The organism is Pectobacterium peruviense (assembly GCF_002847345.1).
Lineage (GTDB): Bacteria > Pseudomonadota > Gammaproteobacteria > Enterobacterales > Enterobacteriaceae > Pectobacterium > Pectobacterium peruviense.
The window spans coordinates 298,457-321,475 of sequence record NZ_LXFV01000005.1 but is presented as its reverse complement, the minus strand read 5'-3'; the positions used below and the strand labels follow the sequence as shown (position 1 = coordinate 321,475).

Sequence of the window (23,019 nt, the reverse complement as noted above, 5' to 3'; positions counted from 1 at the left end):
ATTTTGGGGGAGCATATCTACGTATCTCAGTCGCTACCCACTGATAGAATGATGCTACGCGACGCAAGGACGGTTTTTGGGGACGCGGACGTTGTTTTCTGCCCGATATTACTCAATGATTTGGTATGAATGATCGTCTGTCTGCTCCGCATAGTGTGAGCCGTGAGAACCATCATAATGGCGATACAGGAGAAAGCCTGCGCAGATACGCAGGCTGATTGTTCTGGATTAGTGCAGGATTTGTGAAAGAAATGACTGAGTGCGCTCTGAGCGAGGGCTAGAAAAGAAGATATCCGGTGGTGCTTGCTCTACGATCTCACCCTGATCCATAAAGATCACTCTGTCAGCGACAGTTTTAGCGAATCCCATTTCGTGCGTTACGCACAGCATCGTCATTCCATCTTGTGCCAGCCCCAGCATGGTATCCAGCACTTCTTTCACCATTTCAGGATCCAGTGCAGACGTCGGTTCGTCGAACAGCATAATCTTGGGCTTCATGCACAGCGACCGCGCGATGGCTACGCGCTGCTGTTGGCCTCCAGATAGCTGTCCCGGGAACTTATGGGCATGTGCGGCGATGCGTACACGTTCCAGATAGTGCATGGCTAGCTCTTCTGCTTCTTTTTTCGGCGTGTGGCGTACCCAGCATGGTGCCAGCGTGCAGTTCTGCAATACAGTTAAGTGCGGGAAAAGATTGAAGTGCTGAAACACCATACCAACTTCAGTACGAACTTTTTCGATGTTGCGTAAATCGTTATTCAATTCGATACCGTCGACAACAATCCGTCCCTGCTGATGTTCTTCGAGATGATTAATACAGCGTATGGTGGTTGATTTACCTGAGCCGGACGGGCCACAGAGCACAATTCTTTCTCCTTGCCTGACCTGCAAATTGATGTCTTTCAGTACATGAAATTGCCCGTACCACTTATTCACATTCTCTAAGGTAATCATGTGATCGGTTGATTGAGATAATGCAGTCTGATTCATGGATGGCCTCAGTGTGACTTGTGTCCGGTGTTAAAACGATTTTCCAGATGTTGGCTATAGCGCGACATGCTGAAACAGAAAATCCAGTAGACCATGGCGGCAAAAACGTAACCTTCTGTCGACATACCCAGCCATGTGGGGTCGACGGTTGCCTGCTGGATGCTGCTGAAGAGATCGAAAAGGCCGATGATGATGACCAGACTCGTGTCTTTAAAGAGAGAAATGATCGTATTCACTAGGCCTGGAATAACCATTTTCAGCGCTTGTGGAAGGATGACCAGCCCCTGCATACGCCAATAACCTAAGCCTAAGGATTCAGCGGCTTCATACTGTCCTTTAGGAAGTGCCTGCAAGCCACCGCGAACCACCTCGGCGACATAAGCGGATTGGAATAAAATCACGCCAACTAATGCCCTTAGCAGTTTGTCGATAGTGGTGCCTTCCGTTAAAAACAGCGGCAGCATCACGGATGACATAAAAAGCACGGTGATTAACGGTACGCCACGCCAGAATTCGATGAAGACAACGGACAGCATACGGACAATCGGCAGCGTGGAACGGCGGCCTAATGCGAGCAGGATGCCAAGCGGCAGCGCACCGGCGATACCCACCGCGGCGATAATCAGCGTTAACGTTAGCCCGCCCCACTGATATGTTTCCACTCGACTGAGCCCGCCAAAACCACCGTAAAGCAGCCACCAGGCAATGAGTGGGTAAGCCACTGTCCAGACGGCAATGTAACGTCCGCGATAGGGAATAGTTTTCAGGAACATCGGCAGGATACTGAGCAGCCCGATAGCGAGTGCAAAGTTAATGCGCCAGACTTCTGTTGCTGGATACAGCCCATACATGAAATGACCAAATCTGGCATGAATGAAGACCCAGCATGCACCATCACGCGTACAGTCATTACGAGTTGTGCCAATCCAGTTAGCCTGAAAAATTGCCCAGTTGAGCAGTGGCGGAATGGCAACCCACAATAGCCAGAGGCAAAACAGTGTTAACAGGCTATTGCTAATACTTGAGAAGAGATTACGTCGTGCCCACTGCATGGCTCTGAGCAGAGGCGGCTGACGGTTTTGCGTATAATGATTCATCGTCATGACGTCCTCTTAGCGTTCTACTAACGCGATTTTTCGGTTATACAGATTCATTAACAGCGAGATCAGCAGGCTGATAATAAGGTAGACCGACATGGTAATGGCGATGGTTTCGATAGCCTGACCCGTCTGATTCAACACGGTTCCCGCGAATAGTGACACCATATCGGGATAGCCAATGGCAGCCGCCAATGATGAGTTTTTCACGATGTTAAGATACTGGCTGGTCAGCGGTGGAATGATGACGCGTAACGCTTGCGGGAGGATGACTTTACGCAGCGTAACGGGATTGGGTAAGCCGAGAGAACGCGCTGCCTCATGTTGACCGTGGGAAACCGATTGGATACCAGAACGAATAATCTCGGCGATAAATGATGAGGTGTAGACCGAGAGCGCGACAGTCAATGCGGCTAGTTCAGGGATCAACACCATACCGCCGCGAAAATTGAATCCTTTTAATTCCGGCACATTCCAGTGAAAAGCAGGGCCGAAAATCAGATGGCTGAGTGCGCACAGGACAAGCAACAAGCCCAACGTCAGTGGCCAGGTTCTACGCGCCTGACCGGTTAACGCGTGATAGCGTTGATTACGCCGAAAGATGCTCCATGTCACCACCAGCGTGATCAGTAGAGAAAGAAAAAACGCAGCGGTGCCCGGCCCCATCTCTGGGGATGGCAGATAAAAGCCTCGGTTGCTGAGGAACGCTATATCAAATGCACTGATGGACTGGCGCGGGCCAGGCAGATTTCGCAATACGGCAAAATACCAGAAGAAGATCTGCAATAACGGCGGAATATTACGGAATATCTCGATGTAAATGTTAGATATTTTCCGTAATAGCCAGTTGTCGGATAGCCGAGCAAGACCAATGGTAAAGCCGAGAATAGAAGCAAACACGATGCACAATGCCGAAACCAGCAGCGTGTTGAATAGCCCAACAAGAAACACGCGGGCGTAGGTGTCACCCTGTTGATAGTCAATCAGGTGTTGGACGATGCCAAAGCCGGCGCTTTTATTCAGAAAATCGAAGCCAGAGGTAATGCCCCTTTGTGCCAGATTGGTCACAGTGTTGTGCAACAGGTAGGCTGCGACAGACAATACAGCGATAACAACGACAATTTGATACAGCCAGGCGCGCACCGCTGGATTCGTCAGTGATAAATCACCTTTTACGGTTGGGCGTTGTAGCATGCTGGAACCTCGATACGGGGGCACTGAGGGGCGCAGCAATACACTGCGCCCAAGTTGTTCTGATAATTAACGTACCGCTGGCGCGTACTGGATCCCGCCTTTGTTCCACAGTTCGTTCAGGCCACGCTTAATTTTCAGCTCGCTGCCCATACCGACATTACGTTCAAAGATTTCGCCGTAGTTACCGACCTGTTTGATGATTTTGAATGCCCAATCATTCGGTAGTTTGAGATCTTTGCCGTAGCTGCCTTCATGACCAAGCAGGTGAGACATATCTGGTGTAGTCGGTTTTGCTGCCAGTTGATCGACGTTTTTCGAGGTCACGCCCATCTCTTCGGCATTCAGCATGGCGAACAGCGTCCAGCGGACGATAGAGAACCACTCTTCATCGCCACGGCGTACGACTGGGCCCAGAGGTTCTTTGGAAATCACCTCTGGCAGAACGATGAATTCAGCAGGTTTGCTCAGCTTGATGCGCAGTGCGTACAGCTGTGACTGGTCTGATGCCAGCGTATCGCAACGGCCAGATTCCAGCGCTTTGGCACTTTCATCAGAGCGGTCGAACGTGACGGGCGTGTACTGCATTTTATGCGTTTTGAAATAGTCCGCGACGTTCAGCTCGGTATCGGTTCCGGCCTGAATACAAACGGTTGCGCCATCCAGCTCTTTTGCACTGGTTAAGCCCGCTTTGTTATGCGTCAGGAAGCCAATACCGTCGTAGTAGGTTACGCCAGTAAAGAGCATACCCATTCCGCCGTCACGAGAGGAGGTCCAGGTAGTGTTGCGCGACAGCACGTCAACTTCGCCGGATTGCAGCGCGGTAAAGCGCTCTTTCGCCGTCAGCGGCGTGTATTTGACTTTATTGGCATCACCGAATACGGCAGCGGCAAGACCGCGGCACACGTCAACGTCAATACCGGAGTATTTGCCACTGGCGTCTGCATAGGAAAAGCCGGGCAGGCCATCACTGATACCACATTGCACAAATCCTTTCTTCTGAATGGCGTCCAGCGTTGCACCAGCATGGGCTTGGTTGATGGCGGCAAAGAGTGACGCGCCAGCAACCAGAGTAGAAATCACTATTCTTTTCATAATCATCCTAGCGTCTAGAGTTATCTGCTGTTGTTGCAGTACACAGTTGTGTTGCGGCGCACAATAAGGTGCACCATACCTGTCTGTCGGTATGCCGACGTAAGCAGAGCAAAGCAAATAAAATGCCAGTTTTCTATTTGCTTGATAATGAAGACGAAATGGAATGGTTATTGATCTAAGTGGGTACTTCTAATTGGGTATGCGCGCACCGTGACAAATGCAACGAAGGCAATGCGCCCTATTTTAGTGCGTCAAAATAGAGAGGGCGGGCATCTTCAGTCTGTTTGCGTATTTTTAGGTGTGGAATTGCCTGTTAAGCAGGGAGCAATGGGGGCGTAATAACGTCATCAGCCCAGCGGATGGCATGGGCTGATGTAGAAAACGTTAGTGTGTGATGTGGCGCTGATAATACTTTTCGAGCTTAACCTGTAATTGGCTCAGCACCGTGCTGAACATCAGATAAATCAGCGCAGCCTCGACATACAGAATCAGAGGTTCATAGGTAACGGAAACGATACGCTGAGCGGATAAAAACATCTCTGGCACGGTGATGACGGCGGCTAGCGACGTATCCTTGATTAAGGAAATAAACGTATTGGAGAGCGGCGGTAGCGAAACGAAAACGGATTGGGGGAAGATGACCCAACGAATTGCCTGTCTGCCATTCATGCCGAGAGAATAGGCGGCACTCCATTGGCCTTTCGGGACAGACAAGATTGCCCCACGGACGATCTCCGAGCTATAGGCTCCCACACTGACGGTGAAACCAATAAGTGCCGCCGGGAAGGCATCAAGAGTAATACCTGCGCTGGGCAGCCCATAAAAAATCAGGAAAAGCTGCACCAGCAACGGTGTGCCACGAATGACCCAAACGTAGAAATCACCCAGCCATTTCAGCGGCTTTGGGCCATAGAGGCGAACCAGCGCGATGAGAATGCCGAGAGCTAGGCCAAAGATGAAAGACAGGATAGCCAGAGGGACGGTAAATTTCAGTCCCGCAGACAGCAGACTCCAGAAAGAGTCTGCCATGAGTTGTAGCCAAGGCGGCATGAAAACGAGCTCCGATAACGATAGGCGCTAATCACAGAGCACGCTGATAACAATTGCATTGATAACAGCGCGCTCTGGTAACAGTGCGATTATTGAGAAACATCCTCCCCGAAGTATCGCACAGATATCGTTTTATAGGTGCCGTCTGCTTTGATTTCATCCAGAGCTTTATTCAATGCTTCCACCAGTGGAGCCTGATCTTTACGTACCAGAATTGCGGAAGGTTCACCGTCCTTTGAGGTCGCGGCAATCTTCACGTTGGCATCTGGCTTATGCTTTTTAAAATCCAGGAAGGACAGATTATCGTTTAGCGTGGCGTCGGCACGGCCGCTAAGAACTAGGTCCAGCGACTGATTAAAGCCGTCCGTTGGTACAATTTCCGCACCGTAGCTGGTGGCTTGTTTAGAGTAATTACTGGTCAGGCTTTGGGCCGATTTCTTACCTTTCAAATCGCTGAAATCCTTGATGGCAGTGTTATCACCACGGACAACCAGCACGGCTTTGGAGTCAATATAAGGCTTGGAGAAATCATACTTGACCTGACGTTCTTTGGTTACGCCAACCTGATTGATGACCGCATCGTAGCGCTTGGCATCAATACCGGCGATTAAACCGTCCCAACGTCCTTCAATGAACTGGGCTTTCACACCGAGTTTTTCTGCTACCGCGCGACCAACGTCCACATCGAAGCCAACTAGTTGCCCTGATTTATCATGATAGGTGTAAGGCGCGTAGGTGCCTTCTGTACCGAACTTGATAACCCCTGCGGACTTGATGGCGCTAAGGTCATCTGCATGAGCGAATACGCTGGTAGCAAGCAAGGCGCTGGTCAGTAAAGCAAAACGTATTTTTTTCATTATGAATTCCTGTGAGTGGTATGCAGCGATGTGCTTATAACTTTTGTTAATAATGAATCTACGCGACAACACATCTGTTTATAAATCACGTTGTGTGATGATTTATATCAGAAGTGAATATAGTCCTGAACGTCGTTTGTCGTGAATTGTAGTGAATATAGTGCGCCTGCCCAGTTTTAACCATCTTGTGCGAACGAACGATAGAAAAAGTCTGCTGCTGCCGTAAATGTTACCCAGCTGTCACAATCGGCTTCTATCCTCAAAGGACATCATTGCTTTTGCCACTACCCAGCAGGAGACAACAATGAAGATCCGTATCGCCAGTTATAACGTTGAGAACCTGTTCCATCGCACCGCGATTCTCAATCTCCCCGATTCTCAGCAGATCGATGCCTTATTGGAACAGGTCAGGCAGCTCCAGCAGCTTCTCGAACAGCCCCAATACGATGATGCTTTGAAGGATAAGGTGTTCCGTCTTTCTATCGCACTCCGTCCTTATATTGATATCCGTACCGATGCAGGCACGTTGGGGAGATGGAAAAAGGAGGAGGCAGGTACGGGTTTCAGGATCAATAAAAGCTGCCGTGGTCGTGGAGATTGGATCGGTGAAATCGTGTTTAAATCGCAGGAATTCAGCAGCCAACAGCGCAAGAACACGGGCAAGATTATTAACCTGCTTAACGCCGACATCCTGTGCGCCGTTGAAGTCGAAAACATGGATGTATTACGGGATTTCAACAGTCAGGTACTCGGGAAAAAGAAATTTAGTCAGTTCGTTATGATCGACAGCCCGAATGACCCACGCGGCATTGATGTTGCCTGCCTGACGCGTTATCGAATCGCCCAGCTACGCACCCATATTTTTGACGCCGGAAAGCAGTTTGACCCCGTATTTAGCCGTGATTGCCTCGAAGTTATGCTGGATGCTGGCCTCAAACAGCCGATTTATATTCTGTGTAACCATTTCAAAAGCCAAAGCGGTCAAACAGAGCAAGAACGACAGCGTGGGGCGCAGAAGCGCCGAGATCAATCCGAACGTGTCGCAGAGATTGTCCAACAGACTTACGATCTCAAGAAGGATTACGTGGTGATTCTCGGCGATTTGAACGAGGATTCGTCAAATCCTTGGCAAAGTTTGGCTCCGCTGTTTTCTCTGTCGGATCTACATCCCGTTATTGATCCTGAACGACCCGAAAAAGAGCGTTACACCTACTATTTTGCTGGCGGCAAGAAAGGTGCTCGGTTAAATCAACTGGACTACATATTCTTGTCTGCACCGTTGCATCAGGCGGTAGTGGAATGGGGTGTCGAACGTCGAGGCATCTATAATATCGACAAGATTACCGCCAAAGAGGGCGCTGAACCCGTTACGCCGCTACCCGAAGTGACATCATGGGATACGGCTGCGTCCGACCATGCGGCGCTCTGGGTGGAAGTGGATATTACCTGATCGCCTCTTTACGGCTATGATGGCGTGAGAGAAGAGAGCAATCATAGCCGTATAAACAGAGGAAGATGATGAGCCATAAACAAGGATTGGAAAACTACCCAGACGCGCTGCGCTGGGCGTTTGGCGACAGCCCCGAGCTGGCGGATGAGCTGCTGCAACTGGTGCGGGAAGGGCATAAAACGGCGAGCTGTGGCTCGTATCACGCGTTCAAAAGCGAACCCTCGCCGCAGGTCGGCGATTACAACATCATTCTGGATGGTGCCGGACAGCCCTCCTGTGTTATTCGGACGCGCTCGTTAACGCTGGTGCGCTATTGCGATGTGACGACTGAGATGGCGGCGAAAGAGGGCGAAGGAGACAAAAGTCTGGCTTTCTGGCAGCAAGCACATCAGGAGTTTTTCGAACGAGAAGGCACTTTCGCTCCAGATATGCTGCTGGTGTTTGAAGAGTTTGAGCTGGTTGAAGTGTTTTGAAGTAGTTGATGATCAAGCTGGCGGTGTTTTGTCGCCAATGTGTAGCAACGTTGACCGCTGGTTGCGAACGCTAAGCGGGCTTATAGCCCGCAGCGGCTAGATGTCCCTGAACTATTTATGACGGTTCAATATGCTGGAAGCATTCTCACCCTATTTGGCGTCGCTTTCTCTAGTATTATTGAGCATTGTTTTTTCATGATCAATGAGCCACTTTTTGCGCGCCACACCGCCGCCATAGCCTGTCATCGTGCCATCCTTGCCGATAATTCTGTGGCATGGAATGACGATTGCCACTCTGTTTGCACCATTTGCGGCAGCCACCGCTCGTGCTGCCGTGGGTTTCCCTATTAGCCCAGAAAGCGCCTGATAGTGCGAGGTTTGACCATAAGGAACCGTTCGTAGCCCTTGCCAGACTGTACGTTGAAAGTCACTGCCTGGAGTATCGAGCAAAAGAGTAAATTGTTGGCGCGTTCCTGAAAAATACTCGCTAATCTCTTTTTCTGTTTGCCGGGTATGATTATTTTCACCTGACATTATTCGAACTTTGAGCAAGCGCTGAAGATCGCGAAATTCGGTCTCCAGCATTCGACGATCGGTAAATTCCAGCAGGCAAACTCCATGTTCGGTGGCGCAGACAAACATGGGGCCGAGCGGCGTAGTAAAACGGTGAATCATAATCACCTGGCTCTGCTCGGTTGGACTCACGCCTGTAAGCTGTTTATAGATATAGCCAAAACCACTTAATGATTCGTAGCCGCTATCAAAAGCAACGTCGGTAGCATTACGCCCACCTTTTAGTTCCTGAAGTGCGATATTCACCCGCTGCATGCGCTGGAAAGCCTGAAAGGTAATACCGTGATTTTGCAGAAACCATCGCCGAACCCGCTCTGGGCTGATGTCGTGTTTACGCAGTTCAGCATCGCTTATACGTGTTTTAGGATTGGCGCGTACGAGTTCAAGCGCTTGTTCAATTAAAAGCGGTGCGCTATGTGCGTTTTCCGTAGGTCGACACACTTTACAGGGGCGAAATCCTGCGTCCAGAGCAGATTTAATATCTTTATAAAATTCGACATTTTCACGTTTTGGTTTTCGTGCCCGGCATACGGAAATACAAAATACGCCCGTTGTTATCACACCAACAAAAAAGATTCCGGTATATTCTGAAGCCCGCTCAAGTAGTGCCTGATACCAGATGTCGCACTGGTCATTATCGAGAACTTTCATCAACAAAAACTCCTGCAAATGACTGTTGCGACTGGATAGTTAGCATTAAGTTCTTAAACTTCGATTGCATGGCTGAATGAACAAAATTACCCATAGAGAGGCGACTTACGCCTAGTTTTTTCAGCCTGTCAAAAGCAGGGAGGTTTGGCATGCACATGACGTTTAGTGGCAAATTAACTTCCCGAGAAATGATCTCAATATCATTTTCAGACGTTAGGCATGGAACAAAAAGACCATCTGCACCAGCCTCTTCGTATAATCGACCGCGCAATAGCGTTTCCTGCAATGCCTGCTCATGACTAAGAAGAAAAGTATCGGTACGAATATTAAAAAATAATGGATAATTCTCTGTGGTCAACGTGCTACGAATCTCTTTTAACCTACTGGCAAATATGACTGCATCATCAAGTTGTCTGACACCATTAATCACTCGGCTATCCTCAAGGTTTACACCCACAACCCCGAGCAGGGCGAGACGCTTAAAATTAGCGGCTATCTCGTTTGCTGTTTTACCAAAACCTGCTTCAACATCAACGCTTAATGGCAGGTGACTGGCAGACTTGATACGAGTGACGATATAGAGCAATTCATCAAATGACATTGCTTCCCCGTCCTCATAACCTAGCATTGCGGCAATTGCTGCGCTTGATGTTCCCAGAGCTTGGTAGCCTGCCTGTTGAGCTGTAATCGCGCTGCTAGCATCCCAGACATTGGCGATGAGTAATGGTGCGTTTTGATGATGAAGCTCGGTAAAGTCCATGATTATCTCCTTTTACGATATACAGGATTAATCTTGAACACCCTACGACACTCTCACAACCGAAAATCAGACGACCATTTTCTGTAAACCGATCATGGATAGCGGAACGGCTGAATAATCTGCACCGACTCTTTCATGTGCCCATCCGCTCAAGTTTTCCACGCTATGGCTGCTGCTGCCCTGAAAAATGGCAAAGAAAAAGGCGCTTAACCCAAGAGGTAAAGCGCCTTTTTTCAAATGCTTAACTGATTAGTATCAGTTCATGCCGTATTTTTTCAATTTCTTACGCAGAGTACCACGGTTGATGCCCATCATCAGGGCTGCGCGGGTTTGGTTACCGCGGGTGTATTGCATCACCATGTCCAACAGTGGCTGTTCAACTTCAGCCAGTACCAGCTCATACAGGTCACTTACATCCTGACCGTTCAATTGAGCAAAATAGTTCTTCAGTGCCTGTTTAACCGAGTCGCGCAGGGGTTTTTGGGTTACCTGAGCCTGAGAGTTTACAGTGGAAACGGTCAGTACGTCAGAATTCACGCGTTGTTCGAACATAGTTCTGTCAGCTCTTTTTCTGTTTACGCAAGATTTTCAAAATATGCCTTCAACGCCTCCAGCTGCTCGCTGGCATCCTCAATGGCGTTGAATGTGCGCCTAAACTGGTCGTTTGGGGCGTGCTCCTGGAGATACCAGGATACGTGCTTACGAGCGATACGAAATCCCTTGCCTGGACCATAAAAGTCGTGCAATTCCCGTATGTGCTCGATCAACAAGCGCTTGACCTCTACCAAAGGCAGTGGTGCCAGCAACTCCCCTGTGTCCAGATAATGCTGGATTTCCCGAAAGATCCAGGGTCTTCCCTGAGCGGCTCGTCCTATCATCAGGGCGTCAGCCCCAGTGTAGTCAAGAACCGCTCTGGCTTTATGCGGGTCTGTAATGTCGCCATTCGCAATAATAGGAATGGAAACGGCCTGCTTAACTGCCCGAATACTGTCGTATTCGGCGAAACCATTGAACAGGCACGCACGAGTGCGTCCGTGAATAGTTAGCGCCTGAATGCCACAGTCTTCAGCCAATTTGGCAATTTCTACACAGTTGCGGTGCTCTGGTGCCCAACCGGTACGGATCTTCAGTGTTACCGGTACGTCTACCGCTTTCACTACCGTAGAGAGGATCTGTTTGACCAAATCCGGATACTGCAACAACGCAGATCCTGCCATCTTGCGGTTCACCTTCTTCGCCGGACAGCCCATATTGATGTCAATGATCTGCGCGCCGGAATCAGCGTTGATTCTCGCTGCCGCCGCCATCTCATCGGGGTCACAACCGGCAATCTGCACGGCCCTGATACCCGGTTCATCACTATGTACCATTCGCAAACGCGACTTGTCTGAACGCCAGACTTCCGGATTGGAAGACAGCATTTCAGACACGGTCATTCCAGCGCCCATCGCATGACAGAGTGCTCTAAATGGGCGATCGCTAATACCAGCCATTGGGGCTGCTATCAAACGATTGGTAAGCTGAAATTGTCCAATGTGCATAGACAAAAATTGACCATACTGTGCCTGCAAGGGCGCGTATATTACGCATTTTTTACGTCAGATGAAAGGCCAAACTTTGACCAATTTACGGCTATCGATCAATGAAAATGCAGTTCGTAGAGGTATATGAAAATATTATTCATATTTAACAGTGTGTTATATTTTTGTGTTGGTTTTTTGCTCTGTAAAATATTCATCTTCTTACAGAATTTTATCTGTAAGCGTGGTCGTTTTTACTGGAGATACAACAGGCTAGCAATGTTTTATCAGTGAAATGCTTTGGTTAATGCTACAAAAAAAGGGCGCCAATTTACCTTAGGCTGGCCGGCAAATGCTCTGACCAGCCTCGGGGAGTGGCTTAATGGATGATGATTCGACCATTAAGCGGCTGTATGGGGCGATTATTGGCGTGATGCATGACCGAGCTGAACTGGCTTATTTGTTCAGCAGAGGCGGTGACGGGATGATCCAGCACCAGCCAGCGGATGCCTTCTGAGCACGGTGGCGTAGTGAGTGACCCACTGAATCGATAGTAGTTTAATGACGTCGGTAACAAGGCCTGAATTGCAATCGGCGTGCGCACGTCCTCCGCCTGATCGACGCGAGCCGGAATCTGCTGCCATGCCGTGGCTAACTGTGGATTGGCTGCTCCCTCCTGAAACATCAGCGCAATAACGGTGAGCGCGCCATCCGCGTTTTTATAGACAAAGTGGCCTTCCAACGGAAATTGTTTACCATCAATTTCATTTTCACTCGGTGCGTGAAAGTGGAATTGCTGCAAGGCGAATGTCTCGTTATCCAGCAGCAGCGTATTCCCCGAACTGACGTTAACCTGAATGGTATGCCCGTTGTTGATAATCTGCTGTGCTCCAGACTGGAAAGCCAACTGTAGGGGATCGTGCTGGGCGTTTAGTGCTTGCCGGATATTGACTGGAGATTGATTTTTCCCCGTTTCACACAGCGAGAAGTCTGGGGAGAGTTTTCCCCAGTGCGCCGGATCGCCGTTGCCTTCGTAGCCCCAGTGAACCGAGTCTGCTGCCGATGCGGAAAAGCAGACCGACAGCATAAGTGCGATAGAGAGTTTACCTTTCATTTTTCATCCCTTAAAAATAATGATGTGGCATCGTTGAGCGCCGGGCGCAGGTGATGCACTCGGTCACTTGCCGGCCAGCATAATACGCCAGCTTATCGGGATAAATCATGAGGTATAACAAGAAGGAGCTCGCCCACCGTTGCGTACACGGTGGGCGGGGCTAAAAGGGAATGTTATTAAAAGAGAACGTTATTACGATGCGCGGCGTTGGCCGGTAATACGGCACCATTCTTCGCGTTCAGCGACGGGATCGAGCGTGAACTTGTCTGCGTACGCTTCTGCGACGCCATCGGCCTGGGTGGACAGTACGCCGGATAGGCCGAGGTGACCCCCAGCTTTCGGCAGATCGCTAATCAGCGGTGCCAGTTCGCGCAGTGGGCCAGCGAGGATGTTGGCGACGACAACATCGGCAGACAGGTCGGCAGGTTGGTCTTTCGGCAGGTAAAGCTCAAGACGCTCAGAAACGCCGTTGCGCTGTGCGTTGTCGCGGCTGGCCTGAATCGCCTGCGGATCGATATCAATCCCGATAGCGCGTGCTGCACCCAGTTTCAGGGCGGCAATTGCCAGAATGCCGGAGCCGCAGCCGAAATCGATGATGGTTTTCCCTTCCAGATCCAGCCCATCTAGCCATTGCAGGCACAGTGACGTCGTTGGGTGGGTACCGGTGCCGAACGCCAGGCCGGGATCGAGCATCACGTTGACAGCGCTCGGATCAGGAATTTCACGCCAGCTTGGGCAAATCCACAGACGTTTGCCGAACTGCATCGGGTGGAAGTTATCCATCCACTCGCGTTCCCAGTCTTTGTCTTCCAACTGTTCGATCTTGTGCTTAAAACCCACGCCCAGCAGCGGCTCTTGCTCCAGCATGGCGATAACCGCATTCATGTCGGTTTCGGCATCGTACAGCGCAATCGCGTCGGTATCGCCCCACAGGCGAGTCTCGCCCGGCAGCGGTTCAAACACGGGAGTATCGTGCGTATCCTGAAACGTAACGGATACCGCACCGCTTTCTATCATGGTGTCACCCAGTTGTTCAGCAACTTTTCCTGAGGTGTTTATTTTCAGTTGAATCCACGGCATAGCAGTCTCTATTACATTTAAAGTGAAGATGAAGCGGCAACCGGCGCTGGTGGGTTATGACCAAAGCGGTTGCCAATAATAAACGCCATCAGGCTGAGTAACAGCGATGGCACAATTGGGTGATATCCAGCTAACTGAAGATTGAAGCTGGCCAGTAAGGTATAGCAAATGGCACCGGTGAACATGGCGCTAAGCGCACCCGCAGCATTCGCGCGCTCCCAATACAGACCCAGCACCAGCGGCCACAGGAACACCGCTTCCAGCCCGCCAAACGCCAGCAGGTTCAGCCAGATAATCATCTCCGGCGGCCGTAAGGAGGCCAGCAGCACCAGCAGCCCCAACAGCAGGGTTGTCACGCTGGACAGGATCTTAATGCGGCGTTCGTTATGGATCTGCTCAGGGCGGACGCTGAGATAGAGATCCTTAATGATCGTGGCAGACGCCTGAAGCAAATGCGCATTAATGTTCGACATGATAGCGGCCATTGGCGCGGCGAGAAAGATCCCTGCGGCCAGCGGCGGCAGCACCGTGACCATCAGCGCGGGTAAAACCTGATCGGGAATCGTCAGGTTTGGCATAACCGCGCGCCCTAGCGCACCGGCCAGATGCATGCCGAGCATCAGAATACCGATGACGATTGTGCCGATGATAATTCCACGGTGCAGCGCTTTGCTGTCGCGATAAGAGATACAGCGAACGGCGGTGTTCGGCAGGCCGATGACGCCGAAGCAGACCAGCACCCAGAATGAGGCCATAAACGGCATCGACAGAATGCCGCCGCTGCCCTGTGGCGATACCAGCATCGGGTCGATCTGTTGCAGCTTATCCACTGCGCTATGCAAACCACCAGCGGCATAAATCACGCCGACCAGCAGGATGACGGTACCAATCAACATCACGATGCCCTGCATCGCATCATTGAGCACGCTGGCGCGGAAGCCGCCAAACGTGGTGTACAGCGCGATAGTGACGCCGAAAATCAGCAGACCGATGTCATAAGGAATGTTCGCGGCGGTTTCGAGCAGGCGCGCGCCGCCGATGAACTGCACGGCCATAGCACCGATAAACGCGACCAGCAGGCTAATGCTAGCGAACCACACCAGCAGCGGGCTGTTGTAGCGGGCGAACAGCATGTCATTCAGCGTGATGGCGTTATAGCGCCGAGCCAAAATAGCAAATTTTTTCCCCAGAATGCCCAGCGATAGCAGCATCGTGGGAAGCTGGATCATCGAAAGCAGCACCCAGCCCAGTCCGTATTTATAAGCGGCACCCGGCCCGCCAATAAAAGAGCTGGCGCTAACGTAGGTACCGATGAGCGTCATCGCCAGTACAAACCCGCCCATTGAGCGGCCACCGAGGAAATACTCGTTAAGAAAGTTACCCGCCTGACGGCGACGGTACGCATAGACCGACAGCCCGAAGACCAGTAGCAAATAGCCAATCAGCGGCAATAAAATTTCAATTTGCATCGTCACTCTCCAGTGAGAGATCGCGGAAAATAACGCGCACCATTAGCCAGCATAGCAGCGTAAACACGAGCGGCAGCAGCAGACAGGCCATCTCAAACCAGTGTGGGAGGCCGGTTATCCCTTGTGTGTTGTCAGGCAAATAGGCGGCAAGCGCCCAGGCCACTAAATAAACCAGCGTCAGGCCTAAAGCCCAGCGGGCCTCTTTATGCGCCTGAGGAAAGCGTGTATCCATGTTCTTCTCCACCGTAAATGGGAGCATAGGTATTGTTATGAGCGTCGTGATGACGAAAGCGGGAATTTTACGGCATGTGGGAAAATTGACTAGTAAGAATTACGTCATCAGCGTAAAAGCCAGCCGTGGGGTACGCATTATTTGACGCGAGAACATTTTACTCCGAGCGCCAACAGGGAGTGAACATGACGGTTTTTTCAGAGTGAAAAACTCGGAAAAGGAGCCGAACGGTTTAATGATTGTCACTTTTGCGTCATTAGTTGTCACCTCCGGATGAGCGTGCTCATGGCTCTCTGGATAACACTGGGGTTCCATTAAAAGGAGCCCGATCATGTTGAATAACCCTTCATCGAAATACAAAGCGTATCCACCGATTGGCCTAAAAGATCGGCAATGGCCTGACAAGACATTAACCCAACCCCCACGTTGGCTTTCCACGGATTTACGGGACGGTAATCAGGCTCTTGCTGAGCCGATGAATGAAATGCGTAAACTGAAATTTTGGGATCTGCTGATTGCCTGCGGATTCAGAGAGATTGAGGTCGCTTTTCCGTCTGCTTCCCAAACTGATTTTAATTTTGTTCGCTTATTGATTGAAGAAAAGCGTATTCCGCAGAATGTGACAATTCAGGTTTTAACGCAGGCGCGAGAAGATTTGATTGCACGTACATTTGAATCGCTGAGTGGCGTACATCGCGCCACTGTTCACTTATACAACGCGACTGCACCGATTTTCAGGGAGGTGGTGTTCCGTCAGACACGCGATGAAATTATTCAGCTTGCGGTCAATGCGACGAAGCAGATCCGTCAGTTATGTGCTGAGGCGCAGGAGACTGACTGGTCCTTTCAATATTCACCGGAAACGTTCTGCTTTACCGAGCCAGATTTCGCGCTTGAGATTTGCGAGGCTGTCGCCGATGTCTGGGAGCCTGATGCGTGCCGTCCCATGATCATCAATCTTCCCGCGACCGTTGAGGTCAACACGCCTAATGTGTATGCCGATCAGATAGAATATTTTTGCCGACATTTTTCCCGTAGAGATAAGGTCTGTATCAGTGTGCATCCGCATAATGACCGCGGTACAGGTATTGCCTGCGCTGAACTTGCTTTACTGGCTGGTGCTGAAAGAGTTGAGGGCTGCCTGTTTGGCAATGGAGAGCGTACCGGTAATGTCGATTTAGTGACGCTGGCACTTAATCTTTATACGCAGGGAATCTCCCCTGAACTCGATTTCAGCCACATGAAGAAGGTGGTGGAGGTGGTTGAGGAGTGTAATCAACTCCCCGTCGCACCACGTCACCCTTATGCCGGAGAACTCGCTTTTACGGCTTTTTCCGGATCGCATCAAGATGCGATTAAAAAAGGGTTTGCAGCACGACAGCATTCGGCCTCGCCATTATGGGAGATTCCCTATCTTCCGCTCGATCCGGAAGACATCGGTTGCAGTTATGAGGCCGTTATCCGCGTAAACAGCCAGTCAGGGAAAAGTGGTGCTGCCTGGTTGCTTGAGCAAAATCATGGCCTCATCTTGCCTCGTCAACTTCAGAAGGCATTCAGTCTGCTGGTACAGAAAGCGTCTGAATCTGAGGGGAAAGAGATGTCGCAGATGGCTGTCTGGATGCTATTTCGTGAGGCTTACGGTTTAGTCGAATTACCGCTGATTCGGTTAACTAAATATACCTGCGATAATCAGCTTGGGCAGAACACAACGCTTTCAGCTGAAATCATTTTCCGTGAAAAAAGACTGAATTTGAAGGGCGCAGGAAACGGTTTTCTCTCTGCGGGCATGACGGCTCTCTGCCGAGAGGTGAAAGCAGACCTTAATATTGTGAGCTATCAGGAACACACGTTAGGCCAGCGTAGTGACAGTCGTTCTGTGGCTTATGTGTGCTGTCAGAACCATGCGGGTGAGTGTGCATGGGGTGTTAGCATTGACAGCGATGTTACCCGAGCCTCTTTGCAAGCGATGTTGAATGCCGCAGGGCGTTTGATTATGGGTTGAAGTAATTGCCGGGCGTTACGCCCATGACTCTGCGAAACATGGCACTGAAGGCTCCCGGGTTGGCATAGCCTAAATCCAGCGCCACTCGGGTGACTTGTTCGCCCTGTGCCAGGCGCGTTAGCGCAATCAGCAAACGTGCACGACGAACCCACTCACTAAATTGCATACCGGTTTGCTGATAAAAATGTCGGCTGAGCGTTCTTACGCTGACATTGGCTTGCTCGGCAGCGTTGGCCACAGTCCAGGCCTCATAGGGGGCCTGACGGACGGCGTTGCATAATAATTTCAGGCGCTCAGAAATCGGCTCAGGAAGACAAAAAGGAAGCGTATTCATCAAACGTATTTCATCAAGGATAAGTTCATAAATACGTTCGGTCCGACTTCCTGGCTCATAATTAGCGGGAAGTTTCAGGACATCAATGATGAGTTCTCGTAATAAAGGTGTGATCCCCACGACCTGACAGATAACAGGGAGGTCTGCTCTGGCAAGCGGTTCGACAAAAAGTACTCTGGCCTTAACTTCACCCACAATATGCAAGGCATGTGGAATATCTGCGGGTATCCATACCCCACGCGAAGGTGGAACCACCCAGATTCCCTGTTGGGTTTCAACCCGAATAACCCCACTAAGCGTATGAATTAACTGAGCGCAACTGTGAGTGTGCCAGCTTTCATAATCCCCGTGATTATAGTTGTGGGCGTACGGAATTAATGGTCTGCACGAGAAATCAAAATCGGATTGTCTTGTCACTCTGCAACCACCATCTCATCCTAAAAAAGACGATATATCCTACCTCGTTTACTTGCGGGCTGCTTGTGCTAGTAAGCGTTTGCGAACTGCATGACGACTCGAAGGCATAAATAACAAAGGCCAGCATATGCTGGCCTTTTGACTCGATTGCGTAGCGTTTACTGCAAGCCGAGTTTCTTCTCCAGATAGTGGATGTTAGTGCCACCTCTCTGGAAGTTTTCGTCGCTCATGATTTTCATCTGAAGTTCGATGTTGGTTTTGATGCCATCGATGATCAGTTCAGCCAGCGCGTTCTTCATACGGGAAATCGCGATTTCGCGGGTTTCGCCGTAGGTGATCAGCTTGCCGATCATGGAATCGTAATACGGCGGTACGGTATAACCGGCGTAAATATGCGATTCCCAACGGACACCAAAGCCGCCCGGCGCGTGGAAACGCGTAATTTTACCCGGGCTTGGCAGGAACGTATTCGGATCTTCCGCGTTGATACGGCATTCCACCGCATGGCCGCGAACCTTGACGTCTTTCTGCTTGATGGACAGTGGTTGACCGGCAGCAATACGCAGCTGCTCTTTGATCAGATCCACACCGGTAATCATCTCGGTTACCGGATGCTCCACCTGAATACGGGTGTTCATTTCAATGAAATAGAACTCACTGTTTTCGTACAGGAATTCGAACGTACCCGCACCACGATAGTTGATATCGATACAGGCTTTGGCGCAGCGTTCACCGATATTGCGACGCAGTTCGTCTGTAATGCCCGGTGCTGGCGCTTCTTCCACCACTTTCTGGTGGCGACGCTGCATGGAGCAGTCACGTTCGGCCAGATAGACGGCGTGGCCCTGACCATCAGCCAGAATCTGAATTTCCACGTGACGTGGGTTTTCCAGATATTTTTCCATGTAGACCATGTCGTTGTTGAAAGCCGCTTTGGCTTCCGCACGGGTCATGTTGATGGATTGTTCCAGCTCTTTGTCGCTGCGCACGACGCGCATCCCACGACCACCGCCGCCGCCAGAGGCTTTGATGATGACCGGATAGCCGATGCGTTTTGCATGAACACGGTTAGCGTCCATATCATCGGTCAGAGGGCCATCAGAGCCAGGTACGGTTGGAACACCCGCTTTTTTCATTGCGGTGATGGCAGACACTTTGTCGCCCATCAGGCGAATCGTGTCGGCTTTCGGGCCGATGAAGATAAAGCCGGAGCGTTCAACCTGCTCGGCAAAATCGGCATTTTCGGACAGGAAGCCGTAGCCAGGGTGAATCGCGACGGCACCCGTGATTTCCGCAGCGGAAATAATCGCTGGGATATTCAGATAGCTTTTTGTTGACGGCGCCGGGCCGATACACACGGTTTCGTCCGCCAGCAATACGTGTTTCAAATCGCGATCCGCGCTGGAGTGAACGGCGACGGTTTTGATGCCCAGTTCTTTACAGGCACGCAAAATACGCAGCGCAATTTCTCCGCGGTTAGCGATAACGATTTTATCTAGCATGATAAGCCTCGTTATTCGATGACAACCAGTGGCTCGTCAAATTCGACCGGTTGGCCGTTTTCGACCAGGATGGCTTTAACCACGCCTGCTTTGTCGGCTTCGATCTGGTTCATCATTTTCATGGCTTCGACGATGCACAGGGTATCGCCGACGTTGACGCGCTGACCCACTTCCACGAAAGACTTAGCATCCGGGCTTGGGGTGCGGTAGAAGGTTCCAACCATTGGAGAACGAACGATGTGTCCACTGATGGCAGCCGGTGCTGCAACTGCTTCCACTGGCGCTGGTGCAACGGCGGCAGCCAGAGCAGGCTGTGGCTGCATCATTGGCGTAGCGTAAGCCTGTTGCATCATCGGGTAGTTAACCGCTGCTGGGGCACGACTGATACGTACTGATTCTTCACCTTCAGAAATTTCCAGTTCGGCGATGCCGGACTCTTCAACCAGTTCGATCAGTTTTTTGATTTTACGAATATCCATGGATGTGGTTCCGTACTCTTTTGTTTAATTGGAAGTTGACAGGCGTTTTACTGCCGTCTGTAAAGCATACTGATAACCATCTGCCCCCAGGCCACATATCACGCCTACCGCAACATCAGAAAGATAGGAATGATGACGAAAAGGCTCACGTGCATGCACGTTGGACAGATGAATTTCGATAAACGGAATCGCGACTGCCAGCAGGGCATCACGCAGCGCAACGCTGGTGTGGGTAAATGCCGCCGGGTTAATCAGAATGAAGTCTGTGTTTCCTCTGGCCTGATGGATGGTATCGATCAGAACATGTTCCGCATTGGATTGCAGATGGGAAAACTTCACGTTCAATGCCTGCGCCTGTGTTTCCAGTTCGCTGACAATGTCTGCTAACGTCGTGCTACCGTATTTGTCGGGCTCTCGGGTACCTAGCAGATTCAGGTTTGGACCATTCAAGAGCAAAATGCGAAAATTTTCTGCCATTATGCTGCTATCTCCCGCGATTGACCAAGATTGCAAAAACAGTGTCGCACAAAATAGCGCGAAGCTATTCGTTTGTCACCTTTCGTGACGCAAATTGTCCGGCCCGAGAAATTAAAGTCGAGCATTATAACCATATCGTGGCAATTCGCAGCTAAATACTGGTCTTATCAGCGGAGATATTCCTACGCCAGATCGTGAAAAGGCATGAGCCTTACTGCTGCGAACAACCGGTTTTTCCTGTGTTACTGCGGCGTTTAGCGCCACCATTGACGAAATTTCTTATAACGTAGTAGCAGCAATATCAGCGCCGCTAGCGCATACAAAATAGGCTGCGGGGACAGCGTTTTAACTGACCAAAGATAGTGGATAGGCGCAAGGATGGCGACTAAATAGACGAAATTATGCAGTTTTTGCCATTGCGATCCCAACTTACGCATCATTATCTGTGGCGAAGTGACTGCCAGCGCCAGCAAAATCAGCCAGCTTATGATACCCAGCGTTAAATACGGCCGGGATATCAGCTCTTTGCCCAGCAGCGCCAGATGATCCAAACCCAACTCCAGCAGCGCATAGCTCACCAGATGTAACGTCGCCCAGAAAAAACACCACAGCCCGAGGAGACGTCGGCAGCGAATCAGTAGCGGTTGTTTACCATAGCGCGCCAGTGGCGTGACCAACAGCGTCGCCAACAGCAATTTCAGCGCCATTCGGCCGGTAAAATGCTGGATATCTTTGGCTGGGTCAGCGCTGAACCACCCTTGGTCGACTGACAATATCAGCCACAACAGCGGCAGAAAACCAGCCAGATGGAGTAGCACTTTTAGCCGATTAATGTGTTGTAACGTCAGTCTCATGCTGATGTAGATTCCTATCCTGACAGGATGCTATCGCTAGAAGTTGTCGCGCAGGTTCAGACCGCGATACAGCGAGGCGACCTGTTCTGCATAGCCGTTGAACAGCAGCGTAGGTTGACGCTCAACGTTAAGCAGCCCACCTGATCCGATGACGCGCTCTGTCGCCTGCGACCAGCGCGGATGATCCACATGCGGGTTAACGTTGGCATAGAAGCCGTACTCATCCGGTGCAGCCAGATTCCACGTGCAGGGTGGCTGTTCACGGGTGATCCGGATATGTACGATGGATTTAATGTTTTTGAAGCCGTATTTCCACGGTGTAACTAACCGGATGGGCGCACCGTTCTGCGGCGGCAGTGTTTTGCCATAAACACCGACAGCCAGCAGTGCCAAGGGGTTCATGGCTTCATCCATCCGTAGTCCTTCTACATAGGGGTACTCCAACCCGCCGCCCATAAAGCGATCTTTTTGCCCCGGCATTTGCTCTGGATCGTTAAGTGTCTGAAATGCCACGTAGCGCGCGTTGCTGGTGGGTTCGGCGAATTTAATCAGCTTGGCTAATTCAAACCCGACCCACGGAATCACCATCGACCACGCCTCGACGCAGCGAAAACGGTAGATCCGCTCTTCCAGCGGAAAGCGTTTTAGCAAATCGTCGATATCCAGCGTGAGAGGTTTGGCGACATCACCGTCTATCTTGATAATCCAGCCGTCGGTTTTTAACCCGCCTGCATTGGCCGCCGGATCGGCTTTGTCCAAGCCGAATTCATAGAAGTTGTTATAGCCCGTGACCTTATCTTCCGGCGTGAGTGGCAGATCGAGCTTCCAGTCAGCGGGTTGGCTAAACGTGAGTGGTTTACTCGGTGGGGCTTTAGGTTTATCGCTGCCTTTAAACCAGGCAAGCAGGTCGGCCTGTGCGGAAAGCGGCAATGAGAGTGCCGCTACAGAAATACCCAACGCTTTTAATACGCGCCGACGCTGATAGAAGAGGGATTCCGGGGTAACGTCGGCTTCTGTGAGCTTGCGATGTTTGTGCATGTGAACTCCCGCCAGTCATTATTATTGTTGACGCAAGGTGGCGTTTTTAATGGTTACCGTTCACTTAGTTATAGATGAGTTGCGGTAAAAACCGCGATAGGAGAGATGAAATACTTTTTTGCAGGGTGTAACAGCCACCCGCAGGTACCCTATGTTACTGATAGTGCGCCGAGCGATGATAATGGATAGATCGTAAAGACGCTGTGAATACATCCTTGTACGCTCGAGCCGCGACATCCCTGTCGCGGACGCTTTACTCTTCTATTCCATTATCATCGTTTTCGTTCCGTAAATTGGTGCATCAACGAAATACG

General features: G+C 50.6%; 23 protein-coding genes. 3 read left to right on the top strand and 20 right to left on the bottom strand.

Features of this window, described 5'->3' with window-relative positions; all coding sequences use genetic code 11:
• Positions 1-228: 228 nt before the first annotated feature.
• From A0G03_RS05655 to A0G03_RS05630, 6 genes are all read right to left on the bottom strand, one after another.
• Positions 229-990, bottom strand: coding sequence for an amino acid ABC transporter ATP-binding protein (locus A0G03_RS05655; protein WP_048258326.1), 762 nt, complete (start codon positions 988-990; stop codon positions 229-231).
• Between the two features lie 8 nt (positions 991-998).
• A complete protein-coding gene (locus tag A0G03_RS05650; RefSeq protein ID WP_048258327.1) occupies positions 999-2,093 on the bottom strand; it encodes an amino acid ABC transporter permease in 1,095 nt (364 codons plus the stop codon).
• A 9-nt stretch (positions 2,094-2,102) separates the two neighbouring features.
• A complete protein-coding gene (locus tag A0G03_RS05645; RefSeq protein ID WP_048258328.1) occupies positions 2,103-3,281 on the bottom strand; it encodes an amino acid ABC transporter permease in 1,179 nt (392 codons plus the stop codon).
• Between the two features lie 66 nt (positions 3,282-3,347).
• Positions 3,348-4,373, bottom strand: coding sequence for an amino acid ABC transporter substrate-binding protein (locus A0G03_RS05640; RefSeq protein WP_005975324.1), 1,026 nt, complete (start codon positions 4,371-4,373; stop codon positions 3,348-3,350).
• 384 nt (positions 4,374-4,757) lie between these two features.
• The gene (locus tag A0G03_RS05635) at positions 4,758-5,423 is read right to left on the bottom strand and encodes an amino acid ABC transporter permease (protein ID WP_005975327.1); all 666 of its coding nucleotides are present in this window, start codon (positions 5,421-5,423) and stop codon (positions 4,758-4,760) included.
• A gap of 89 nt (positions 5,424-5,512) precedes the next feature.
• Positions 5,513-6,280, bottom strand: a complete 768-nt coding sequence (locus A0G03_RS05630; RefSeq protein ID WP_005975330.1) for an amino acid ABC transporter substrate-binding protein — start codon at positions 6,278-6,280, stop codon at positions 5,513-5,515.
• Between the two features lie 304 nt (positions 6,281-6,584).
• Here A0G03_RS05630 and A0G03_RS05625 point away from each other — a divergent pair, with 304 nt between their 5' ends.
• Together A0G03_RS05625 and A0G03_RS05620 are read left to right on the top strand one after the other, a co-directional pair.
• A complete protein-coding gene (locus tag A0G03_RS05625; protein WP_048258329.1) occupies positions 6,585-7,730 on the top strand; it encodes an endonuclease/exonuclease/phosphatase family protein in 1,146 nt (381 codons plus the stop codon).
• 68 nt (positions 7,731-7,798) lie between these two features.
• On the top strand, positions 7,799-8,203 hold the full coding sequence (locus A0G03_RS05620) for an ASCH domain-containing protein (protein ID WP_048258330.1): 405 nt from the start codon (positions 7,799-7,801) through the stop codon (positions 8,201-8,203).
• A gap of 150 nt (positions 8,204-8,353) precedes the next feature.
• Here A0G03_RS05620 and A0G03_RS05615 read toward each other — a convergent pair whose 3' ends face one another.
• The 8 genes from A0G03_RS05615 to A0G03_RS05580 form a co-directional block, all read right to left on the bottom strand.
• On the bottom strand, positions 8,354-9,427 hold the full coding sequence (locus tag A0G03_RS05615; protein ID WP_048258331.1) for a bifunctional transcriptional activator/DNA repair enzyme AdaA: 1,074 nt from the start codon (positions 9,425-9,427) through the stop codon (positions 8,354-8,356).
• Positions 9,411-10,187, bottom strand: coding sequence for an isocitrate lyase/PEP mutase family protein (locus A0G03_RS05610; RefSeq protein WP_048258332.1), 777 nt, complete (start codon positions 10,185-10,187; stop codon positions 9,411-9,413). Before A0G03_RS05610 ends, A0G03_RS05615 begins: the two co-directional genes overlap by 17 nt.
• Positions 10,188-10,442: 255 nt before the next feature.
• Entirely contained in the window at positions 10,443-10,739 is a 297-nt protein-coding gene (gene fis, locus A0G03_RS05605; RefSeq protein ID WP_005975342.1) for a DNA-binding transcriptional regulator Fis, read from the bottom strand.
• Positions 10,740-10,762: 23 nt separating this feature from the next.
• Positions 10,763-11,728 carry a tRNA dihydrouridine synthase DusB gene (dusB, locus tag A0G03_RS05600; protein ID WP_012822055.1) on the bottom strand — a complete coding sequence of 322 codons (966 nt, stop codon included), beginning with the start codon at positions 11,726-11,728 and terminating at the stop codon, positions 10,763-10,765.
• 358 nt (positions 11,729-12,086) lie between these two features.
• On the bottom strand, positions 12,087-12,821 hold the full coding sequence (locus A0G03_RS05595; RefSeq protein ID WP_048258333.1) for a carbonic anhydrase: 735 nt from the start codon (positions 12,819-12,821) through the stop codon (positions 12,087-12,089).
• 192 nt (positions 12,822-13,013) lie between these two features.
• Complete coding sequence (gene prmA, locus A0G03_RS05590) at positions 13,014-13,901, bottom strand: 50S ribosomal protein L11 methyltransferase (protein ID WP_048258334.1); 888 nt, start codon at positions 13,899-13,901, stop codon at positions 13,014-13,016.
• Between the two features lie 17 nt (positions 13,902-13,918).
• Positions 13,919-15,370, bottom strand: a complete 1,452-nt coding sequence (panF, locus tag A0G03_RS05585) for a sodium/pantothenate symporter (RefSeq protein WP_048258335.1) — start codon at positions 15,368-15,370, stop codon at positions 13,919-13,921.
• Positions 15,360-15,602 (bottom strand): YhdT family protein, encoded by a 243-nt coding sequence (locus tag A0G03_RS05580; protein ID WP_048258336.1) that lies wholly within the window; start codon positions 15,600-15,602, stop codon positions 15,360-15,362. The genes panF and A0G03_RS05580 overlap by 11 nt, the downstream gene beginning before the upstream one ends.
• 331 nt (positions 15,603-15,933) lie before the next feature.
• Here A0G03_RS05580 and leuA point away from each other — a divergent pair, with 331 nt between their 5' ends.
• Positions 15,934-17,604, top strand: a complete 1,671-nt coding sequence (leuA, locus tag A0G03_RS05575; RefSeq protein WP_048258337.1) for a 2-isopropylmalate synthase — start codon at positions 15,934-15,936, stop codon at positions 17,602-17,604.
• Here leuA and A0G03_RS05570 read toward each other — a convergent pair.
• The 6 genes from A0G03_RS05570 to msrP form a co-directional block, all read right to left on the bottom strand.
• Complete coding sequence (locus A0G03_RS05570; RefSeq protein WP_043901789.1) at positions 17,594-18,355, bottom strand: AraC family transcriptional regulator; 762 nt, start codon at positions 18,353-18,355, stop codon at positions 17,594-17,596. The two genes, leuA and A0G03_RS05570, sit on opposite strands and share 11 nt — an antisense overlap.
• A gap of 158 nt (positions 18,356-18,513) precedes the next feature.
• A complete protein-coding gene (gene accC / locus A0G03_RS05565; protein WP_048258338.1) occupies positions 18,514-19,857 on the bottom strand; it encodes an acetyl-CoA carboxylase biotin carboxylase subunit in 1,344 nt (447 codons plus the stop codon).
• Between the two features lie 11 nt (positions 19,858-19,868).
• On the bottom strand, positions 19,869-20,336 hold the full coding sequence (gene accB / locus A0G03_RS05560; protein ID WP_011091896.1) for an acetyl-CoA carboxylase biotin carboxyl carrier protein: 468 nt from the start codon (positions 20,334-20,336) through the stop codon (positions 19,869-19,871).
• A 24-nt stretch (positions 20,337-20,360) separates the two neighbouring features.
• A complete protein-coding gene (gene aroQ, locus A0G03_RS05555; RefSeq protein ID WP_048258339.1) occupies positions 20,361-20,813 on the bottom strand; it encodes a type II 3-dehydroquinate dehydratase in 453 nt (150 codons plus the stop codon).
• Positions 20,814-21,067: 254 nt separating this feature from the next.
• Positions 21,068-21,667, bottom strand: coding sequence for a protein-methionine-sulfoxide reductase heme-binding subunit MsrQ (msrQ, locus tag A0G03_RS05550; RefSeq protein ID WP_048258340.1), 600 nt, complete (start codon positions 21,665-21,667; stop codon positions 21,068-21,070).
• Positions 21,668-21,703: 36 nt separating this feature from the next.
• Positions 21,704-22,705: a protein-methionine-sulfoxide reductase catalytic subunit MsrP gene (gene msrP / locus A0G03_RS05545; protein ID WP_048258341.1), complete on the bottom strand. Its 1,002-nt coding sequence runs from the start codon at positions 22,703-22,705 to the stop codon at positions 21,704-21,706.
• Positions 22,706-23,019 lie beyond the last annotated feature (314 nt).